Source organism: Bradyrhizobium sp. MV1.5, from assembly GCF_055807615.1.
Map to the genome: position 1 here is coordinate 85,727 of NZ_JBVVPL010000011.1, position 17,051 is coordinate 102,777.

The 17,051-nt window shown below is 62.3% G+C and carries 12 protein-coding genes and 2 pseudogenes; 5 read left to right on the plus strand and 9 right to left on the minus strand.

From position 1 onward, the window contains the following. Positions 1–789: 789 nt before the first annotated feature. Both AC0L2J_RS13420 and AC0L2J_RS13425 read right to left on the minus strand, forming a co-directional pair. Complete coding sequence (locus tag AC0L2J_RS13420) at positions 790–3,894, minus strand: efflux RND transporter permease subunit (RefSeq protein WP_317245409.1); 3,105 nt, start codon at positions 3,892–3,894, stop codon at positions 790–792. A gap of 587 nt (positions 3,895–4,481) precedes the next feature. Further along, positions 4,482–4,742, minus strand: a complete 261-nt coding sequence (locus AC0L2J_RS13425; protein ID WP_473390483.1) for a hypothetical protein — start codon at positions 4,740–4,742, stop codon at positions 4,482–4,484. 628 nt (positions 4,743–5,370) lie between these two features. Between AC0L2J_RS13425 and AC0L2J_RS13430 the strand changes: the two are divergent. Then, positions 5,371–5,531: pseudogene (locus AC0L2J_RS13430) on the plus strand (IS256 family transposase); the annotation flags it as partial. A 736-nt stretch (positions 5,532–6,267) separates the two neighbouring features. Continuing rightward, positions 6,268–7,971, plus strand: a complete 1,704-nt coding sequence (locus AC0L2J_RS13435; RefSeq protein ID WP_473390488.1) for a recombinase family protein — start codon at positions 6,268–6,270, stop codon at positions 7,969–7,971. Here the strand turns inward: AC0L2J_RS13435 and AC0L2J_RS13440 are convergent. The 7 genes and pseudogenes from AC0L2J_RS13440 to AC0L2J_RS13470 all read right to left on the minus strand — a co-directional run. After that, positions 7,953–8,033: pseudogene (locus tag AC0L2J_RS13440) on the minus strand (acyl-CoA thioester hydrolase); the annotation flags it as partial. The gene AC0L2J_RS13435 and the pseudogene AC0L2J_RS13440 sit on opposite strands and share 19 nt — an antisense overlap. A gap of 68 nt (positions 8,034–8,101) precedes the next feature. Next, entirely contained in the window at positions 8,102–9,019 is a 918-nt protein-coding gene (locus tag AC0L2J_RS13445; protein WP_473390491.1) for a metallophosphoesterase, read from the minus strand. A gap of 128 nt (positions 9,020–9,147) precedes the next feature. Continuing rightward, complete coding sequence (gene ruvB, locus AC0L2J_RS13450; RefSeq protein ID WP_473250669.1) at positions 9,148–10,200, minus strand: Holliday junction branch migration DNA helicase RuvB; 1,053 nt, start codon at positions 10,198–10,200, stop codon at positions 9,148–9,150. Beyond that, the gene (locus tag AC0L2J_RS13455) at positions 10,197–10,727 is read right to left on the minus strand and encodes a hypothetical protein (protein WP_473390495.1); all 531 of its coding nucleotides are present in this window, start codon (positions 10,725–10,727) and stop codon (positions 10,197–10,199) included. The genes ruvB and AC0L2J_RS13455 overlap by 4 nt, the downstream gene beginning before the upstream one ends. Beyond that, on the minus strand, positions 10,724–11,341 hold the full coding sequence (ruvA, locus tag AC0L2J_RS13460; RefSeq protein ID WP_473390498.1) for a Holliday junction branch migration protein RuvA: 618 nt from the start codon (positions 11,339–11,341) through the stop codon (positions 10,724–10,726). The genes AC0L2J_RS13455 and ruvA overlap by 4 nt, the downstream gene beginning before the upstream one ends. Further along, entirely contained in the window at positions 11,338–11,865 is a 528-nt protein-coding gene (gene ruvC, locus AC0L2J_RS13465) for a crossover junction endodeoxyribonuclease RuvC (protein ID WP_063994729.1), read from the minus strand. Before ruvC ends, ruvA begins: the two co-directional genes overlap by 4 nt. A gap of 71 nt (positions 11,866–11,936) precedes the next feature. Further along, the gene (locus AC0L2J_RS13470) at positions 11,937–12,683 is read right to left on the minus strand and encodes a YebC/PmpR family DNA-binding transcriptional regulator (RefSeq protein WP_007605550.1); all 747 of its coding nucleotides are present in this window, start codon (positions 12,681–12,683) and stop codon (positions 11,937–11,939) included. Between the two features lie 206 nt (positions 12,684–12,889). Between AC0L2J_RS13470 and AC0L2J_RS13475 the strand changes: the two genes are divergently transcribed. From AC0L2J_RS13475 to AC0L2J_RS13485, 3 genes are all read left to right on the plus strand, one after another. After that, entirely contained in the window at positions 12,890–14,638 is a 1,749-nt protein-coding gene (locus AC0L2J_RS13475; RefSeq protein WP_473390501.1) for a methyl-accepting chemotaxis protein, read from the plus strand. A 109-nt stretch (positions 14,639–14,747) separates the two neighbouring features. Then, positions 14,748–16,172: a methyl-accepting chemotaxis protein gene (locus tag AC0L2J_RS13480; protein WP_473390503.1), complete on the plus strand. Its 1,425-nt coding sequence runs from the start codon at positions 14,748–14,750 to the stop codon at positions 16,170–16,172. Positions 16,173–16,861: 689 nt separating this feature from the next. Next, on the plus strand, positions 16,862–17,005 hold the full coding sequence (locus AC0L2J_RS13485; RefSeq protein ID WP_473250662.1) for a hypothetical protein: 144 nt from the start codon (positions 16,862–16,864) through the stop codon (positions 17,003–17,005). Positions 17,006–17,051: the final 46 nt, after the last annotated feature.

Genomic DNA, 17,051 nt, shown 5'->3' on the forward strand with positions numbered 1-17,051 from the left:
AAACCGGGCGAACAGCTGTCCACAGGAACCGATGCCTCGCCCCGCCGCATCCGATAGAGTGCAGTCAGGCAGGCACCGACCGCGGGTTCATCCCGGGAGCCTCCGATCCCCAAACCTTAGCCGAAATGGCGGCCGCGCTCGAGTAATCGCCGGACTATCGCGTCTTGGCCGGCTCGTTTCGCGCCCAAAATTGGCGGGGATTGAATTTCTTGGCAACTATCTAAGCCTGCAGCAAATCAGCGGTCTCTTTTCAGACAGCAATTGCAGCGCGGTCAGGAAGTGAATAATTCTCCACCAAGAACCAATTGAAAAATGGGTACGCCACCCATTCGGGGAACATGGATTCTGTCCCTGTCCCGGGCGACGTCAATCCTGCGAGTTATGCTGCCGTGATGTCCGGCAACTCACGTGGGTGGCCTGCTCGGTCAGGTAACAACAGCATCCGCCTGTCGGAGCAGAAACGGATCCACGACGCGCTCTTCGCCGAACACATGATTCCCCCAAGCTTCGCACCACCGGTTTGAAGCTCCGGACGCGCAAGGGACCGTGAAACCCTCCCAGGCATCCGTCGCTCACCACATCTGCACAATGAAGCGGCCGTATTTGGTCGCGATGTAGTCCTTCACCTCGGGCAAGCAGTAGATTGAGACGAAGCGCAGCAGCCGCGGATCATCCTTCCTGTCCGCCGCCATGAACTGCAGGCACCCAGTGCGATCAAGTTACCGCGGTCGGCGAGCAGCGCCGCTACGCTAGCGGCGCGATCGAGCAAACCCGAGTTGATCGTTAGGATCATCGCTTGGCCAGGTGGGCATCGGATGCTCCGATGAAGGCGAGCTCGGCGGCGTTCTGGACGTGATCGGAACTCGCGTCGGCGCGGTGATCCGACGCGATCGCGACATAGAGCGCCGGCAGCACGAAAAGCGTGAACAGCGTGCCGATGGACATGCCCGCGACGACCACGAGCCCGATCGAGAAGCGGCTCGCGGCGCCAGCACCCGTTGCGGTCAACAAAGGTAAGAGGCCCGTGACCATCGCCGCGGTGGTCATCAAGATTGGGCGGAGGCGGACGCGCGCCGCCATCTCGATGGCCGAGCGGGAATCGAGTCTCTCCTTGAGCTGCAGCTGATTGGCGAACTGGACCATCAGAATACCGTGCTTGGATATCAGCCCAGCCAATGTCAACAGTCCGATTTGGGTGTAGATGTTCATCGTCGCCAAGCCAAAGAATAGCGGGATTAAGGCGCCGGCGATTGCCATGGGAACGCTGAACATGATGATGAGGGGATCGCGCAGACTTTCGAACTGCGCCGCAAGCACCAAGAAAATGACGATGAGTGCAAACGCAAAGGTGATGACTAGTTTGTTACCCTCCTGCACATATTGACGGGCGTCCCCGAGGAAGTCGTGACTGAACTCTGCGGGCAGTTTCATTGCCTCGACGTCGAGGAAGTCCACAGCCTGACCGATCGTGACGCCGGGCATCGGTACGGCTTGGAAGGTCGCGGAGTTGAGCTGGTTGTAGTGGGTGAGTGCGTTCGGATTGGTCGCAGTCTCGATGGAGACCACGGTCGATAGCGGCAGCATCGAGCCCGCCGCTGTCTTGACATAATAGCTCCCAAGTGATTCCGGCGTAAGGCGTTTCTCGCGCGGCACCTGCGGGATCACTTCGTAGGAGCGGCCCTGCAGGTTGAAGCGATTGACGTAGTTTCCGCCAAGGAGGGTCGCGAGCGCGCTACCGACGTTCTGCATGGTGATGCCAAGGTCGCTCGCCTTGGATCGATCGACCTTGATTCGCACCCCCGGCTGGTTGAACTCAAGGTCAGAGTCGCTGACCATGAACAGACCGCTCTTGCGCGCGGCATCCTTCAGCTCCGACATCTGCTCGTAGATGTACTGGAAACCGAGCGTCGACTTGATCACCATCTGCACTGGTAAGCCGCCCGAACCGCCCGGAAGCGGCGGCAAGCTAAAGGCAAATGCGTTGATGCCTTCCAGTTTGGACAGCTCGGCCTGGACCAGCGATTTCAGCGCGATCGATGAGCGCTTGCGCTCGGCCCAAGGCTTAAGCAACATCCCGGCCATGCCGCCCTGCGGACCGCTGATGCCGTTGAGCACGAAGCGAAAATCCGTCTCGGGAAACTTCTGGAGTGCCTTGTCGAGCTTGGCGCCGTAATAATCCAGGTAATCAATATTGGCGTATTTCGGCGCTTTTGTCAGTGCGAATACGATGCCCTGATCCTCCTCGGGTGCGAGTTCCTTGGAAGTGTGCATATACAGAAAGGCGACGAGGCCCAGCATGGTCAGCGCAAACAGCCCGGTAATCGGGCGATAGTCGAGCGAGCGGTCGAGCTTGCGGCCGTACCAGCGCGTCATGGCGCTGAACACACGATTCACAAACTTTGCAAACCGCCCCTCTTCAGCGCTCTTCAGGAAGACCGCGCACATCATGGGCGACAGCGTCAACGCGATCACGCCCGACACGATCACCGAACCCGCCAGTGTAAACGCGAATTCGCGGAACAGCGCGCCGGTGAGGCCGCCGAGAAAGCCGATGGGCGCGTACACGGCGGCCAACGTAATCGTCATGGAGAGGACGGGGCCGACGATCTCGCCCGCGCCGTTCGTAGCGGCCTGCGCGGGCGACGCACCTTCTTCCATATGGCGATGAACGTTCTCCACCACGACAATTGCGTCATCAACCACAAGACCGATCGCAAGCACCATCGCAAGGAGGGTCAGCAGATTGAATGAGAACCCCAGCGCCAGCATCATACTGCAGACGCCAATAATGGACAGCGGAATGGTGACGACCGGAATGATGACAGACCGCAAGGAGGCCAGGAACAGGAAGATCACCAACACCACGATCGCGACCGCCTCAAGGAGCGTCTTCTCCACCTCGTCTATCGATGATTGGATGAACTTGGTGGAGTCGTAGGCCACTTCCATCTTCAGCGATGGCGGCAGGCTGCGCTTCATTTCTGGAAGCAGTGCCCGAACGCCTCGGGCTATGTTCAGTGGATTACCTTCTGGGCTCGCCTGCACGGCGACGAAGATAGCGTGTTCGCCGTTCATCGCGACGCTGGCGTTTGTGCTCTGCGCCGCAAGCTCGACTGTCGCGATGTCCTCCATGCGCACAAAGCCGCCGTCATTGGCTTTGACGATCATGCGCTTGAATTCATCAACACTCCGCAGATCAGTGTTGACCGTGACGTCGGAGAGAGTGAAATAGCCCTTAGTCTGGCCGGCCGCAGCCTGGAAGTTGTTGGCCGCGATTGCAGCAGAAACATCAGCTGGCGACACGCCGTGGCCCGCCATTCTCGCGGGATCGAGCCATAACCGCATCGCAAAACTCTGGCCGCCGAGGATGTCTGCCGCTGCGACGCCATCTACAGTTGACATAATCGGTTGCACCACGCGCGAGAGATAGTCGGAGATCGCGCTGGCCGTCAGTTCTTCGCTGGAGAAGGCGATATACATGACAGCTGTGGTCTGACCGGCAGATTTGGTGACGACCGGATCGTTCGATTCCTTAGGGATTAAATATTTGACCGAGTTGACCTTGGAGAGCACTTCAGTGAGCGCCTCGTTGGGCTCGAAATTGAGCTTGATATAGACCTGGATCGTCGAGGCACCGAGCACCGAGGAGGACGTAATGTAATCAACGCCTTCGGCCGAAGCGAGCGCTTGCTCAAGGGGCGTGGTGATGAATCCCTGGATCATGTCGGCGGAGGCGCCAGGATAAGAGGTAGTGATATTGACGACCGTGTTGGTCAGCTTAGGATACTGCCGGATTGGCAAAACGGTGGCCGCACCAATGCCGGTCAGCAGGATCAGGAGACTGACGACGATAGACAATATAGGACGTTTGATGAAGAGCTCGGTAAATGCCATCGCGATGCTCGCATTCAAGAGACTGACGGAAATTCGCCAGTAAGCCAGGCTACAGCAACAGTCATCAACGCGGCGACTGTGGCTAGGGGCACCTTCTCAGGGTATAGCCCCATGTTTCTCTTAAGCTAGCAACCGCCCCGGGGGGCCGGCTCGAAGCAGTAGAGCTGAGCCTCTGGGCAAAGCCGCAGACAATGTAAAGAGTCAGCTCCGTCGTAGCAGCCGATGTCCAAGATCACTGGGTCTTGCTTCTGGAGGGAGCACACAATGTGCTGATGGACCTCCAACGCGGAAGTGGGCTGACTTATTTCCATTTAACCTCGTCCCACGCCTCAATGGCAGCAATGCCTTGCAGCACACTTATCAACTCAGCTTAGGATTTCGCGCCGCCCCACCCTTCGGACGGTCCAGCTTCGACGCTGAAACTACAGACAAGCCGACGGGCAGCTCAACTCTACAGAGGTAAGCGGGGGATATAGAACGGGTTGCATAACCTATACCAACGTTTGTCGAAGAGCGACGCCCGCATGAGCCGCGCGAGACTTGTGATGTTGCTCGAGAGCACAGGCGTTTCCCTTCGGTCTTGTGCTTCACGATGAACCGGCCATCTCGGGTCCGCCCGCAAAGTAAGTGAATCCCAGGAAGGCGAAGGTCTCGGCCACCGCTCGCTGCGCGGCTGACGCGGGAGGGCCGCGAACCGCGCCAGACTCGATCAACGGGTTTTGTCCGCATGGAGCGCCGGCCAGTCGCGCATTGAGGGCCAAGAGCATTTCCTGGGCATCTGCCTTGCTCTCGAAGCCGATGACGAAGTCGTGCGCAAAGCGCACGGTCACAACGCGACCGCGCTGCATGGCGACCGCTCCAGTGGTCGACCCAGCGATCGAGGAGGTAATGCAGGAAGATGTTGGAAAGGAGCGGACTGATCCTGCCCTTTGCGGCGTGTGTCTTGCTTCTCGCCGCTCTCACGAACGCCAGCTCGCAGCCGCATCTCGATGAGCTGCAGGATACGAGGATCGGCAATCCTGTGCGCCACCATCCGCAGCAGCCACTCGTGGTCGACCGAATCGAAGACACTGGATATGTCATGATAGCCGGATCGAGGGCATCAAGCTCCATCTGAGGATCCCGCCCCGGCCGGGAGCCGTAGGAGAACCCGAGGAATTCGAGCTCATAGGCGGCGCTCAACACCTCGGCCACCGCGCTTTGGACGATCTTGTCCTCTAGCGGCCGGCACACCGAGAGGCCGCCTACCCCCGTCGGGTTGGGGATGTAGACGCGCCGCACCGGCTGTAGCCGGTAGGGACAGTGTGGAACCGTGCGCAGAGATCGCGGATTGGTCCGTGAGCCCCTCTTCGTACTTTGCCTCCCTTATCCCATCGACCTCCGCGCCGGCCTGCGGGCTTTTGTCGTCGAAACGCCCGAAGCAGAGCGTCTTTCTCGATGTGGTGCAGCAAGGCTGTGAACCGGTTTGGACATATGGTCGGCATGTTCCCCAACGAGGAGGCCATGGTTCGCCTCATTGGAGTGGTCCTGCTCGAACAGAACGACAATGGGCCGTCCAGCGCGCCCGTTACATGACGCTAGAAATCATCGCGCCTTTGAGCGATGATTCGAGCGTCAGCCTTCCGGCCGCCAGCTGACCGGCCCGGCCCTCTTGCCGGCGAACCGGTTGCCCGAGCGCCAGTTACAGCATGCTGAGGAACACGAGTATTTCTGACAGTGCTTTTCGCGCCCTACTGCGGAGCTCACGAAGACGCGATTGCTGGCTCTTGGAGCCTCGACGCAAGATCGAACAAGCGGAATAAGAAAAGACCCAATCATCGAAGGGGCCTTGGGGTCGGACCACCGCGTCTGGGCTGAACGTTACAGTTCGCCGGGGCTCTGCGGCAGCCACTACAATATGTGGGGAACCGAGGACGGCTCCTACGCACCGGGCACCCGCACCCGCACCCGCACCCGATAACAAACTTACGCCGCCGCCAGTATTTTTACTCCGCTTTGCTTAGCATTTCTGCTCTGGACTACGCGCCTCATCGCCAGGAATGCCCTCACGCACGCTGCGGCACTTGACGAATTTCATTTTCATTCGACGCTGCCGAAGCCAGCATGAGGGACGCGTTGCGAGTAATCGCTGCGGCTTGGCCGTAGCGCAGCGCGGAAATTTACGCTAGCTTCCGCTCGCGAGTTTGCAAATGCCTACCCGCATCCGATCTTTCCGAAGACAACGAGCGACCATTCGACCGCTTGCCCCCTCCCATCCTCAGAGCTGGGATAATCCGGACAATGAGGAAATCTGGTTTGAGTTGGCGCGCGCCATCGGCCGTCAGATCGCACGGGATGAAAATCATGGCTCGGGGCAGCCGATAGAGGACCGGCATGACGACACCGTCATCGAAGAAAACGGCCGTAATATACGCGCGCTATTCGAGCGACATGCAAAAGGCGAGCTCGATTGACGGTCAGCTGTTACTCTGCCGCAAGGTCGCATTGCGCAACAACCTCGATGTCGTCGGCGAGTTTGTGGATGCCGCAAAATCTGGTCTTACCGAAGGTGCGCGGGACGGCTATCAGCGCTTGCTCAACGGTGTGCGAAGCCGGCAGTTTGACGTAGTCGTCGTTGAGCATTTCGACCGCTTGTCGCGCGATCCCGCAACCATCCAGCGTCTCAAGCAGGTTTTCGAGTTCAACGGCGTTGAGCTGATGGATCAGAAAGGAGTCTACGCGACCGCCACTGACATTAGCATCGCAAGTCTGTACAACACGATTTACAAGCCGCAGCTCGCCGAAAAGGTTCGGCGCGGCCATGACAACGCTGTTGCGAACGGAAGAATTCCGGGCTCATACGCCTATGGTTATCGGCCAAGGCCGGGCGCGCCCGGCGAGCGCGCAATCGATGAGAACGAAGCAAAGATTGTGCTCCGCATCTTCAAAGAATATGCAGCGGGCCGCTCGACCCGAACTATCGCCGCTGACCTCACCCGCGAAGGTGTGCCCTCACCAGGGGCAACTCGTCACAAGAACAAGGCGGGTCGCACCACCTGGAACCATCAGTGCATCACAGGCGGTCGGCATGGTCGCGGCATTATCGGCAACGAACTCTACATCGGCGAGATACATTGGAACGTTCGCTCGACAATTCTTAACCCAGAGACGCAGAAGAAACAGAAGCGCCGCAATCCAGCTGAACGCCACATTATCGTCAAAAAGCCAGAGCTGCGGATCGTTCCGCAAGGGCTCTGGGATCTAGCGCAGAAGGTTCGTAGGGTGCGCGCGGTGTCTATGTTCGGACCGACTGGCCAGCCGCGGCGTCGCGCCGTGAGTCCGCGCAACAATGAGCACCCGCTTGCCGGTGTGCTCCGGTGTGGCGTCTGCAATGGCCATATGCGAATCGCTCAATCCTCGCGTAACGGTGCGCCGCGCGCGGCATGCGCCAGCGCGCATCAGCGGGGCACCTGCGAGCACACCCGTAGCTTTGATATGGACGTTCTGCTCGAGGATGCCTCCGAAAAAATCCAGGTGAAATTGCTTTCGCCGAAAGCCATTGAAGAGGCGATGCGTACTTGGAAGGAGGAGCGCAAAAACGATCGGAACAATGGTAGCGAACACAATAAGCTAGAGCGTCGACGCCGCGTATTGACTACCGAGATCGAACGCCTCTCTTATGCCATCGCAAATAGCCGCCGCAAGCCGGACGAATTGCTCAAGCGGATCGATGAGTGCGACCTGGAGCGGGAAAGCGTTGAAGAGCGCTTGCGGCTGCTCGGCGGTGGCGGCGAAAATATAGTTTGCTTCGATCGCCCGAAATTCAGTGACCGATACTCCTCGGAGGTTAGAAGGCTTATCACCGCGCTCAAAACCAATCCGAAGGCGATCGAAACTCGCATTGCCTTCCGCAACTTGATTGAATGCATAGTAGTGCATCCGGTTCGCAAGCGGATGCCCTACGAATATACGCCCTACCTGAACAGCTCCGCGCTTTGCGGAAAGAACCTTTTTCCCGAAAACCGCAGCAAGGAGCGAGAGATAAGCACGTTTGCATACTACGACAATGGCAAGTCAGGGAAATCCGTGTCCTCGTAGTAGACGCGGACCTGCATGTGGTGGCGGCCGTCGCGGATCTCGCCGTCGAGATGAGCTGTCACGTCGCGAGCCTCTTCGCTTTCAGATAGAGGCCCGTTTTGCGCAAAAACGGCCGGCCGCGCAAGCTGGACTACGCGACCGCCGGCCCCCGTCCCAGCCTGACCTCGACGATCTCCGGCGGCACACCGACGCGGAGCGGCATGATGCTGCAACCGAGGCCGCCGGAGATGATGACGTCGCATTTCAGCCGGACATGACCATAGGCGAGCCGGAGGCCGTGCTGCGGTGGAACCGCCGGCGACCAGCCGAGCAGGCGGACCTGGCCGCCATGGGTGTGGCCGGACAGTTGCAACGCGACTCGGGCGGGCACGCGCGGCGCGATATTGGGCTCATGCGCGAGCAGGATGATCGGCGCGTCGTCGCTGACCTTGGCAAGCGTCGCATCGAGATCATCGGCGCCGAAGCGCCCCGTGCTCCGCAAGCGTCGCGCCGGCAGAAAGGCGAGCTGATCGCCGAGGCCCGCGAGCCAGAACGCGCGGCCGTCCTTGGCGAGCCGCACGACGTCGTTCTCGTAGACGGGAATGCCGGCCGCCTCCAGCGCGCGATGCGCGACCGTCGGCCCGTGCCCAGCCTGCTGCACGGTCCTGTCCACCCAATAGTCGTGGTTGCCCATGACGGCATGGACGCCGAGCGGCGCTTTCAGGCCGGCCAGCACCTTGGCCCATTCGTTCGCCGGAATGATGCGCGTGACCTGGTGCAGGCCGGCGACATAGTCGCCGAGCAGCACGATGATATCCGCGTTGAGCGCATTGGTGCGATCGACGATGGCCTCGATCCGCTCCAGCGACATCCAGGGATCGCAGGCATGGATGTCGGCGATCACCGCGATCTTCAGCTGGAAATCCGCCGGCCATTGCCGCGGGGTTGGATGATAGCGGGTGACGCGAAGCCGCAGCACCGGCTCGACGCCGACGCCATAGGCCGCGGTCGAGACGCCGAGGGCGGACAGGGCGCCGATGGAACGGATGAGATGACGACGCGTGATCATGGAAGCTCGATGGTGATGCAGCTCCTTGATGCGACCCTATTGGAGCAGAAATGGGGTGCGTTTGTGCAGACCCTCTGCACGAGATGACCGGAAATTAATGACGGCCGAGCAGTCCGTACTTGCGCAGATCAGTCGTCACTCTCGTCGGTGCCGAACAGGCCGAACTGTGCCGCCACATCGCGCGAGGGCTCGGCGATCCCGAGATGGCGGAAGGCGTGCGAGGTGAGCAGGCGGCCGCGCGGGGTCCGCTGCAGATAGCCACACTGGATCAGATAGGGTTCGATGATGTCCTCGATCGCATCGCGTGGCTCCGACAGAGCGGCGGCCATCGTCTCGACGCCGACCGGGCCGCCGCCATAGTTCTGCGCGATGGTCGTGAGGTAGCGGCGGTCCATGGCATCGAGGCCGGCGGCATCGACCTCGAGCGCGCTCAGCGCGTGGTCGGCAATCTTGCGATCGATCCTGTCGGCATCGGCCGCCGAGGCAAAATCGCGCACGCGGCGCAGCAGCCGGCCGGCAATACGCGGCGTGCCACGGGCGCGGCGCGCGATCTCGTTGGCGCCGTCCGCGCTCATGCCGACATTGAGCACCCGGGCGCCACGGGTGACGATGCTTTCCAGCTCTTCGATGGTGTAGAAATTGAGCCGGATAGGAATGCCGAATCGATCGCGCAAGGGATTGGTGAGCAGGCCGGCGCGCGTGGTGGCGCCGACGAGGGTGAATTTCGACAGCTCGATCTTGACCGAGCGAGCCGCCGGGCCCTCGCCGATGATAAGGTCGAGCTGGAAGTCCTCCATCGCGGGATAGAGCACCTCTTCCACTGCCGGGCTCAGGCGATGGATCTCGTCGATGAACAGCACGTCACGCTCTTCGAGATTGGTGAGCAGCGCGGCAAGATCGCCAGCCTTGGCGATCACCGGGCCCGACGTGGCGCGAAAGCCGACACCGAGCTCCTTGGCCACGATCTGCGCCAGCGTGGTCTTGCCAAGGCCCGGCGGACCGACGAACAGCACGTGATCGAGCGCCTCGCCGCGCTTGCGCGCCGCCTCGATGAAAATCGAGAGGTTCTTGCGCGCCTGCTGCTGACCGACGAAGTCGGATAGCGATTGCGGGCGCAGCGCAGTGTCGCCGACATCATCGCTGCGGCGCTCGGGCGTGACCATGCGGGGAGGAGTGCTCATGCGGGCAGGATAACACGGTGCAGCGGTTTCGCGAGCCACCAGCACAGGCTGGCCGGCATGACAGCGACGATAGCGAGCAAGGCGGACAGCTTCAGCGCCTCAGGCGCGGAACGGACACTCGGCAAGATCACTGCGGAGGTTTCGGCGGGCACAACGAACATGCCAAACCCGACGAAGCCGGCGGCGGCCACGGCCGCGGCGAGCCACGCCATCCAGATCATGTTGAGCTCGGCGTAGACCGCGGCCAGCGCGAAGATCAAGCCGGCGGCGACTGCGGGAAGGAATGAGGCGAGAACCGTGGCGATGGCCAGTAGCACGATCGCGACCGAAACCAGGGTGCGCAGTGCCTCCAGCTCGAGGAGCGCAAGAAACATCTGCAGCACCGCGGCACCGAGCGTCGCCACCATCACCGAAACCAGCGTGGCGACCGTCAGCGGCCCCACAACGGCGAAGATCACGACGATACCGGCCACGCGCGAAAGGCGACGGAAAAGAACGGCGACGGGATTGGCGCGGGCCGCACTCACTTCGACAGCTCCTTCAGGCCCAGCCGGATGAGCTGCGCGGTCTCGGCGCTCTCGCCCGCGCTGCGCGAGGCCGATGCGATCGCGGCCGCAGCCTGCGGCTGGCCGTAGCCGAGATTGACCAGCGCGGAGATCGCGTCCGCCACGGGCCGGGGCGCGCGCTGGTCGTCCATTGCACCGGCGAGATGCACGACCGCCGGATCAACATTGGCGAAGGCCGGCGCCTTGTCCTTCAGTTCGGTGACGATGCGCTCGGCGACCTTGGGGCCGACACCAGGCGTGCGCGCCACCGCGGCCTTGTCGCGTAACGCGATGGCGTTGGCGAGGTCGGACGGCTGCAGCGTGCCGAGCACGGCGAGCGCGACCTTGGCGCCGACACCCTGCACGGTCTGGAGCAGGCGAAACCATTCGCGCTCCTGGTCGCTGCGGAAGCCGAACAGCTTGATCTGATCCTCGCGCATATAGGTCTCGATCGACAGCACGGCGGCCTCGCCCGGCGAGGGCAGATGCTGCAGCGTGCGCGTCGAGCAATGCACCTGATAACCGACACCGCCGACGTCGAGGATGACGAAATCCTCGCCGTAGGAATCGATCAGGCCCTTGAGCTTGCCGATCATAAGCCTGCCACCTTCAGCCGCAGCGCGGTGCTCTGGCGATGATGGGCGTGGGTGATGGCGATGGCGAGCGCGTCGGCGGCGTCTGCGGACGGCGGATCGGCCTTGGGCAGCAAGATCTTGAGCATCATCGCGATCTGCTGCTTGTCGGCGTGGCCGGCGCCGACCACCGTCTTTTTCACCTGGTTCGGCGCGTATTCGGCAACGCTGATGCCGAAAATCGCGGGCGCGAGCATGGCGACGCCGCGGGCCTGGCCAAGCTTCAGCGTCGCCACGCCGTCCTTGTTGACGAAAGTCTGTTCGACCGCGGCTTCCATCGGCTTGTGACCGGACAGAATGGCGGCGAGCCCCTCATGGATCGCGAGCAGTCGGCTCGCCAGCGGCAAATCGTCCGGCGGTTCTACCGAGCCACAGGCAATGTAGATCAGGCGGTTGCCCTCGGCCTCGATCACGCCCCAGCCGGTGCGGCGCAGGCCGGGATCGATGCCGATGATGCGAACGGGGCCACGAATCGGGAGCGTCGTCATGGGCCAGTGATAGCGGCTGGCCGCCGTGGGGGAAACAGAAACAGAACGGAAGTAACAGGGGAAGTGGCCCCCTACCCGCCCATCTTCGCCAGCAGCGCGTCCGACACCTCGAAATTGGCGTAGACGTGCTGGACGTCGTCGTGCTCGTTGAGCAGGTCCATCAGCCTGAGCAGCTTCTCGGCGGTCTCGTCGTCGACCGCGACGGTGTTCTGCGGCTTCCAGATCAGCGCGGCCTTGCGCGGCTCGCCGAACTTGGCTTCCAGCGCCTTGGCGACGTCGCGATAGCCTTCAGTCGAGGCGTAGATCTCGTGGCCGCCTTCGCTCGAGATCACGTCGTCGGCGCCGGCCTCGATCGCGGCATCCAGCACCGCATCGTCGGAGGCGACGCTGCGGTCGTATTCGACGATGCCGGTTCGGTCGAACATGAAGGACACCGAGCCGGTTTCACCGAGATTGCCGCCGGACTTGGTGAAGAAGGAGCGGATGTCGGAAGCCGCACGGTTGCGATTGTCGGTCAGCGCCTCGACGATGACGGCAACGCCGCCGGGGCCGTAACCCTCGTAGCGGATCTCGTCATAATTCTCGCCGTCATTGCCGAGCGCCTTCTTGACGGCGCGCTCGATATTGTCCTTCGGCATGTTCTCCTGACGCGCCGCGGTGATCGCTGCCCGCAGGCGCGGGTTCATGTTGGGGTCGGGCGTCCCCAGCTTGGCCGCAACGGTGATTTCCCGCGCCAGCTTGCCGAACAGTTTCGACTTCTGGGCATCCTGCCGCCCCTTGCGGTGCATGATGTTCTTGAATTGGGAATGTCCGGCCATGCGTGATCTTCTCTAGGGACTCGTGCGCCAAGGTGAGCGTGGGGAAACGCGGCCTTATAGGCCGCCACCCCACTGGAATGAAAGAGACTCTACGACTTTAAGGTAACACCGTACGGGACCGTGCCTAGATGTCAGGCATCGTTAACCCTGATTTCATTCCAGCCTGCGAAAATAGCCTCCGACCGTCCCCCGACAAGAGAGACCTGATGGCATTCGGACTATTTCGGAAGCGTCTGCCGGACATGGCTGCAACTGCGGCTGCCCCGCAGGCTGCGCAGCCGGCGGCCCATTCCGAGCCTGCCGCGGCCGTCGAGAGCGATTCGGCCAAGGAAATCCTGGAACTGCTGGAACTCGAGTTGGGCGCCATGATTCGCCAGCTCGAGCGCGCCGCCAATTCGGTGGCCGGCGGCGCCGAGGCGACCGCCACGACGCTTGCCGCCATTCGCGACCGCACCGACGCCCTGACCGGCCGGACCAACGCCGCGCAATCGAACGCCTCCACCTTCGCCCATGCCGCCGACAAATTCACCCAGTCCGCGCTGGGCATCGGGGCGCAGGTCCGCGAGGCCGGCAAGCTCGCCGACGAGGCCAGCGCCGCGGCGCAGGAAGCCCGCGCCAACGTCGATCGCTTGCGCGAATCCTCGGCCGCCATCGGCAACGTCGTCAATCTGATCGCGCAGATCGCACGGCAGACGACGCTGCTCGCGCTCAACTCGACCATCGAGGCCGCGCGCGCGGGCGCTGCGGGAAGAGGCTTTGCGGTCGTCGCCACCGAGGTGAAGGCACTCGCGGTGCAGACCCAGGGCGCGACGGAGGAGATCACCAAAAAGATCGACGCGCTGCAGCGCGACGCCGCCGGCTCCGCGGATGCGGTGCACCGCATCTCGCAGGCGATCGAGGCGATCCGCCCGGTGTTCGAGACCGTCAACGGCGCAGTCGCCGAACAGAACGCCACCACCAGCGAAGTCTCCGGCAACGCGACAAGCGCGTCGGAGTTCATCATCTCGGTCGGCGAAAGCGCAGCCGAGATCGATGCTGCGACCAAGGCAGCCGAGAGCCACGGCGAGAACGTCGCCAGCGCCGGCAAGGCCGTGACCGCCTTCGCACAGAAACTGAAATCGCGCTGCGCCGTGCTGCTGCGCCAGAGCGAGCACGACGACCGCCGCAAGACCGAGCGGCTGCCCTGCCATCTCAAGCTCGAAACCGCCCGGGGCGTGCTGCCGGTCTACGAGATAGCGATGGACGGCGTGCTGATCGGCGGCGCGGACGCGGGCCGCCTTGCGTCGCAAGCAATGGTCGAAGGCACCCTCGAAGGCGTCGGCGCCTGCCGCCTGCGCGTGGTCGAGCAATCCAAGGCCGGCGCCCGCGCGCAATTCGTCAATCCCGATGCCGCGCTCAACGAGAAGATCGAGGACCGGCTCTGGTCGATCCACGAAGAAAACACCGAGTTCGTCACCCGCGCCATGGAAGCGGGCAACGCGCTGACCGCGATCTTCGAGCAGGCGGTTGCCCGCGGCGAGGTGAAGATCGACGACCTCTTCGACACTGACTACGCCGAAATCGCCGGAACCAATCCGCAGCAGTACCGCACCAGATATCTGGACTGGGCCGACCGCGCGCTGCCGGCGTTCCAGGAGGCTTTTCTGGCAAAGGACCCGCGCTTGGCGTTCTGCGCCATGGTCGACCGCAACGGCTTCCTGCCGGTGCACAACAGGATCTATTCGCATCCGCAGCGGCCGGGCGATGCTGCCTGGAACACGGCCAACAGCCGCAACCGGCGGATGTTCAACGATCCCGCGGGGTTGGCCGCCGCGCGCAACCTGCGCTCGTATCTGGTCCAGAGCTATGCACGCGACATGGGGAACGGAAATACGGTGATGATGCGCGAGATCGACGTTCCGATCCGCGTGCAGGGCCGGCACTGGGGCGGATTCAGGACGGCCTACAAGCTCTAGTGCGCGCTCAGGCAAGACGCCAAAGCGCGAATCACCTCTTAAGACCGGAATTGGAATGGGAATGCCGCGGTGAGCCGGCGAACGGCTCTGACTGGAGGACTCTCAAGACATGTCCGTCGTACAACTTGCAGTACTGGACACCGGCTCCAACCGAACGCTTGCCGAACGGCTGATCGATCAGCTCGCCGACCGCATCGGCGGCCTCGGCGTGGAACTCGCTGACATCGCCGGCAACGTCCAGGAAGTCGCAAGCCGCGTCGCGAACCAGTCGGAGCGGTTCCATCACCTCCAGGAAACCGCCGAGACGATGGTGTCGGCCAATCACGACATCGCCAATGCGTCGCAGGCAGTGCAAACGACCACGTCAGCGGCGGTCGGCGAGATCGCGCAGTCGCGCGGCGCAGTCGACGCCGCGGTCAGCCACATCTCCGAACTCGTTGCAGCCGTGGAGCGGATCGAGGCGCGCCTGAGCGCCGTCGGCTCCGCGCTGGCACAAGTCGCAAAAGTGTCCGGCTCGATCGAGGCGATCGCGAAGCAGACCAACCTGCTCGCGCTCAACGCCACCATCGAGGCAGCACGCGCCGGCAATGCCGGCCGCGGCTTCGCGGTGGTGGCAAGCGAGGTCAAGAACCTCGCGGAAGCCACCCGCCAGGCCACACACCAGATCTCCGACACCGTGCGCGATCTCGACGGCCAGATCGAAGGCCTGATCGGCGAGAGCAGCGACGCCTCGCAGCGTGCGAAGACGGCCGGCGAAGGCGCCCAGCGCATCTCCGGCATCATCTCGCGGGTCCAGCAGGGCTTCGCCTCCGTGGAAGCCGAGATCGGCAGCGTCACGCGCGCGGCGACCTCCAATCTCGGACACTGCGACACCGTCATCAGCGAGCTCAACGAACTCGCCAGGGGCGTCGACCTCTCCTCGCGCGATCTCAAGAACGCCGACCAGCGGGTGACGAAGCTGCTCGACACGTCCGAAGGCCTGATCGCGCTGATCGCCGACAGCGGCGTGGAGACGTCCGATGCGCCGCTGATCCGAATCGTCGTCGAGACCGCCAAGCGGATCGCGGACGAGTTCGAAGCCGCCATCGGGCGCGGCGAGATCACGCTCGACCAGTTCATGGACGAGAACTACCGGGAAATCCCCGGCACCGATCCCAAGCAGTACAACACTGACTATGTCGACTTCACCGACCGCTTGCTGCCCGCGATCCAGGACCCGATCCAGAAGTCCGATCCCCGCATCGTGTTCTGCGTCGCCTGGGCCAAGGGCGGCTATCTGCCGACGCACAACCCGAACTACCGCCTGCCGCAGGGCAAGGACCCGGTCTGGAATAACGCCAATTGCCGCAACCGCCGCCTGTTCACCGATCGCGCGGTGCAGAAGGTCGCTGCCAACACCAAGCCGTTCCTGCTGCAGACCTATCGCCGCGACATGGGCGGCGGGCAGTTCGTTCTGATGAAGGATCTGTCTTCGCCGATCATGATCCGCGGCAAGCACTGGGGCGCCTTCCGGATGGGCTTTCGGCAAAACTGACGGTCGTCGCGACGCGCTTACGGCGGCGGCGCATGGCGTCCTTGAATCAAAAACCTCGAAAACAACCCCATGCACAGTAGCCGGGGCGAGCAGAATCAAGGACTTAAGCGCCTGATGAATCCGTCGATCCAGTAGGTGCCTGTTGAGGCCATTGCGCCGTCGGGCAAAACAGGCGTAGAGTGCTATTATTCCGAAATCCGCACCCATCCTTGCAGAGGATCATGAGGAGTGAAACTATTTACGTTCATCCAATGCGTGGAGAGGGCGAAGAACAGCCATACGCTATTACCCCGGCAAGGACCTCGAAGAAAGCCACCGCAGCACACTTGACGAGCATCCGCACGCAACAGGCGCCGTGCAGCAGCAGATAAAACGCTCACGCGCACAGATGACCGCATCTCAAGAACTTCTGCGTCGACCAGCAATCAGCGGCACCGGACCTGCTGCGATGCCCACGGCCGCAGCTTGCCGGGAATTCGCCGCTGCGCTCAGATGCAGGGCCGCTGAACCCGGCACACCCGAGCGAACAGTGAACATCTTGAAGAATATATCCCGCAGTTTTACCGGCCTCGCGAGCCAGCTTGCGATACTGGAGGCTGCGGATAAGGCAGACCGCAGCGCCTCTATTTAGGGCACGCTGTTGCCACTTTTGATAAAACCTTTTTCCGGTACGCCGCGTACTAAGGAGAATGGACGATCCTGACGAAGACCCTGCGGGCAACGACGCGCCGGAGCGGAAACAATCACCTATAGAGCAGGCGCGGCAGCTACTTGCCGAACACATTGACGACCTGCGCGCCCTCGTTGAGAAGCTCCGGCGCAAGATGAATTAAGGTCGTTCTTCAGGCTGGATACGGTAGGGGCTCGGCAGCTGTCTGG

Bases quoted from the DNA above. Each gene is read 5' to 3' on its own strand.
- AC0L2J_RS13420 (WP_317245409.1), bottom strand. From the start codon at position 3,894: ATGGCATTTACCGAGCTCTTCATCAAACGTCCTATATTGTCTATCGTC.
- AC0L2J_RS13425 (WP_473390483.1), bottom strand. From the start codon at position 4,742: ATGCAGCGCGGTCGCGTTGTGACCGTGCGCTTTGCGCACGACTTCGTC.
- AC0L2J_RS13435 (WP_473390488.1), top strand. From the start codon at position 6,268: ATGACGACACCGTCATCGAAGAAAACGGCCGTAATATACGCGCGCTAT.
- AC0L2J_RS13445 (WP_473390491.1), bottom strand. From the start codon at position 9,019: ATGATCACGCGTCGTCATCTCATCCGTTCCATCGGCGCCCTGTCCGCC.
- ruvB (WP_473250669.1), bottom strand. From the start codon at position 10,200: ATGAGCACTCCTCCCCGCATGGTCACGCCCGAGCGCCGCAGCGATGAT.
- ruvA (WP_473390498.1), bottom strand. From the start codon at position 11,341: ATGATCGGCAAGCTCAAGGGCCTGATCGATTCCTACGGCGAGGATTTC.
- ruvC (WP_063994729.1), bottom strand. From the start codon at position 11,865: ATGACGACGCTCCCGATTCGTGGCCCCGTTCGCATCATCGGCATCGAT.
- AC0L2J_RS13470 (WP_007605550.1), bottom strand. From the start codon at position 12,683: ATGGCCGGACATTCCCAATTCAAGAACATCATGCACCGCAAGGGGCGG.
- AC0L2J_RS13475 (WP_473390501.1), top strand. From the start codon at position 12,890: ATGGCATTCGGACTATTTCGGAAGCGTCTGCCGGACATGGCTGCAACT.
- AC0L2J_RS13480 (WP_473390503.1), top strand. From the start codon at position 14,748: ATGTCCGTCGTACAACTTGCAGTACTGGACACCGGCTCCAACCGAACG.
- AC0L2J_RS13485 (WP_473250662.1), top strand. From the start codon at position 16,862: ATGGACGATCCTGACGAAGACCCTGCGGGCAACGACGCGCCGGAGCGG.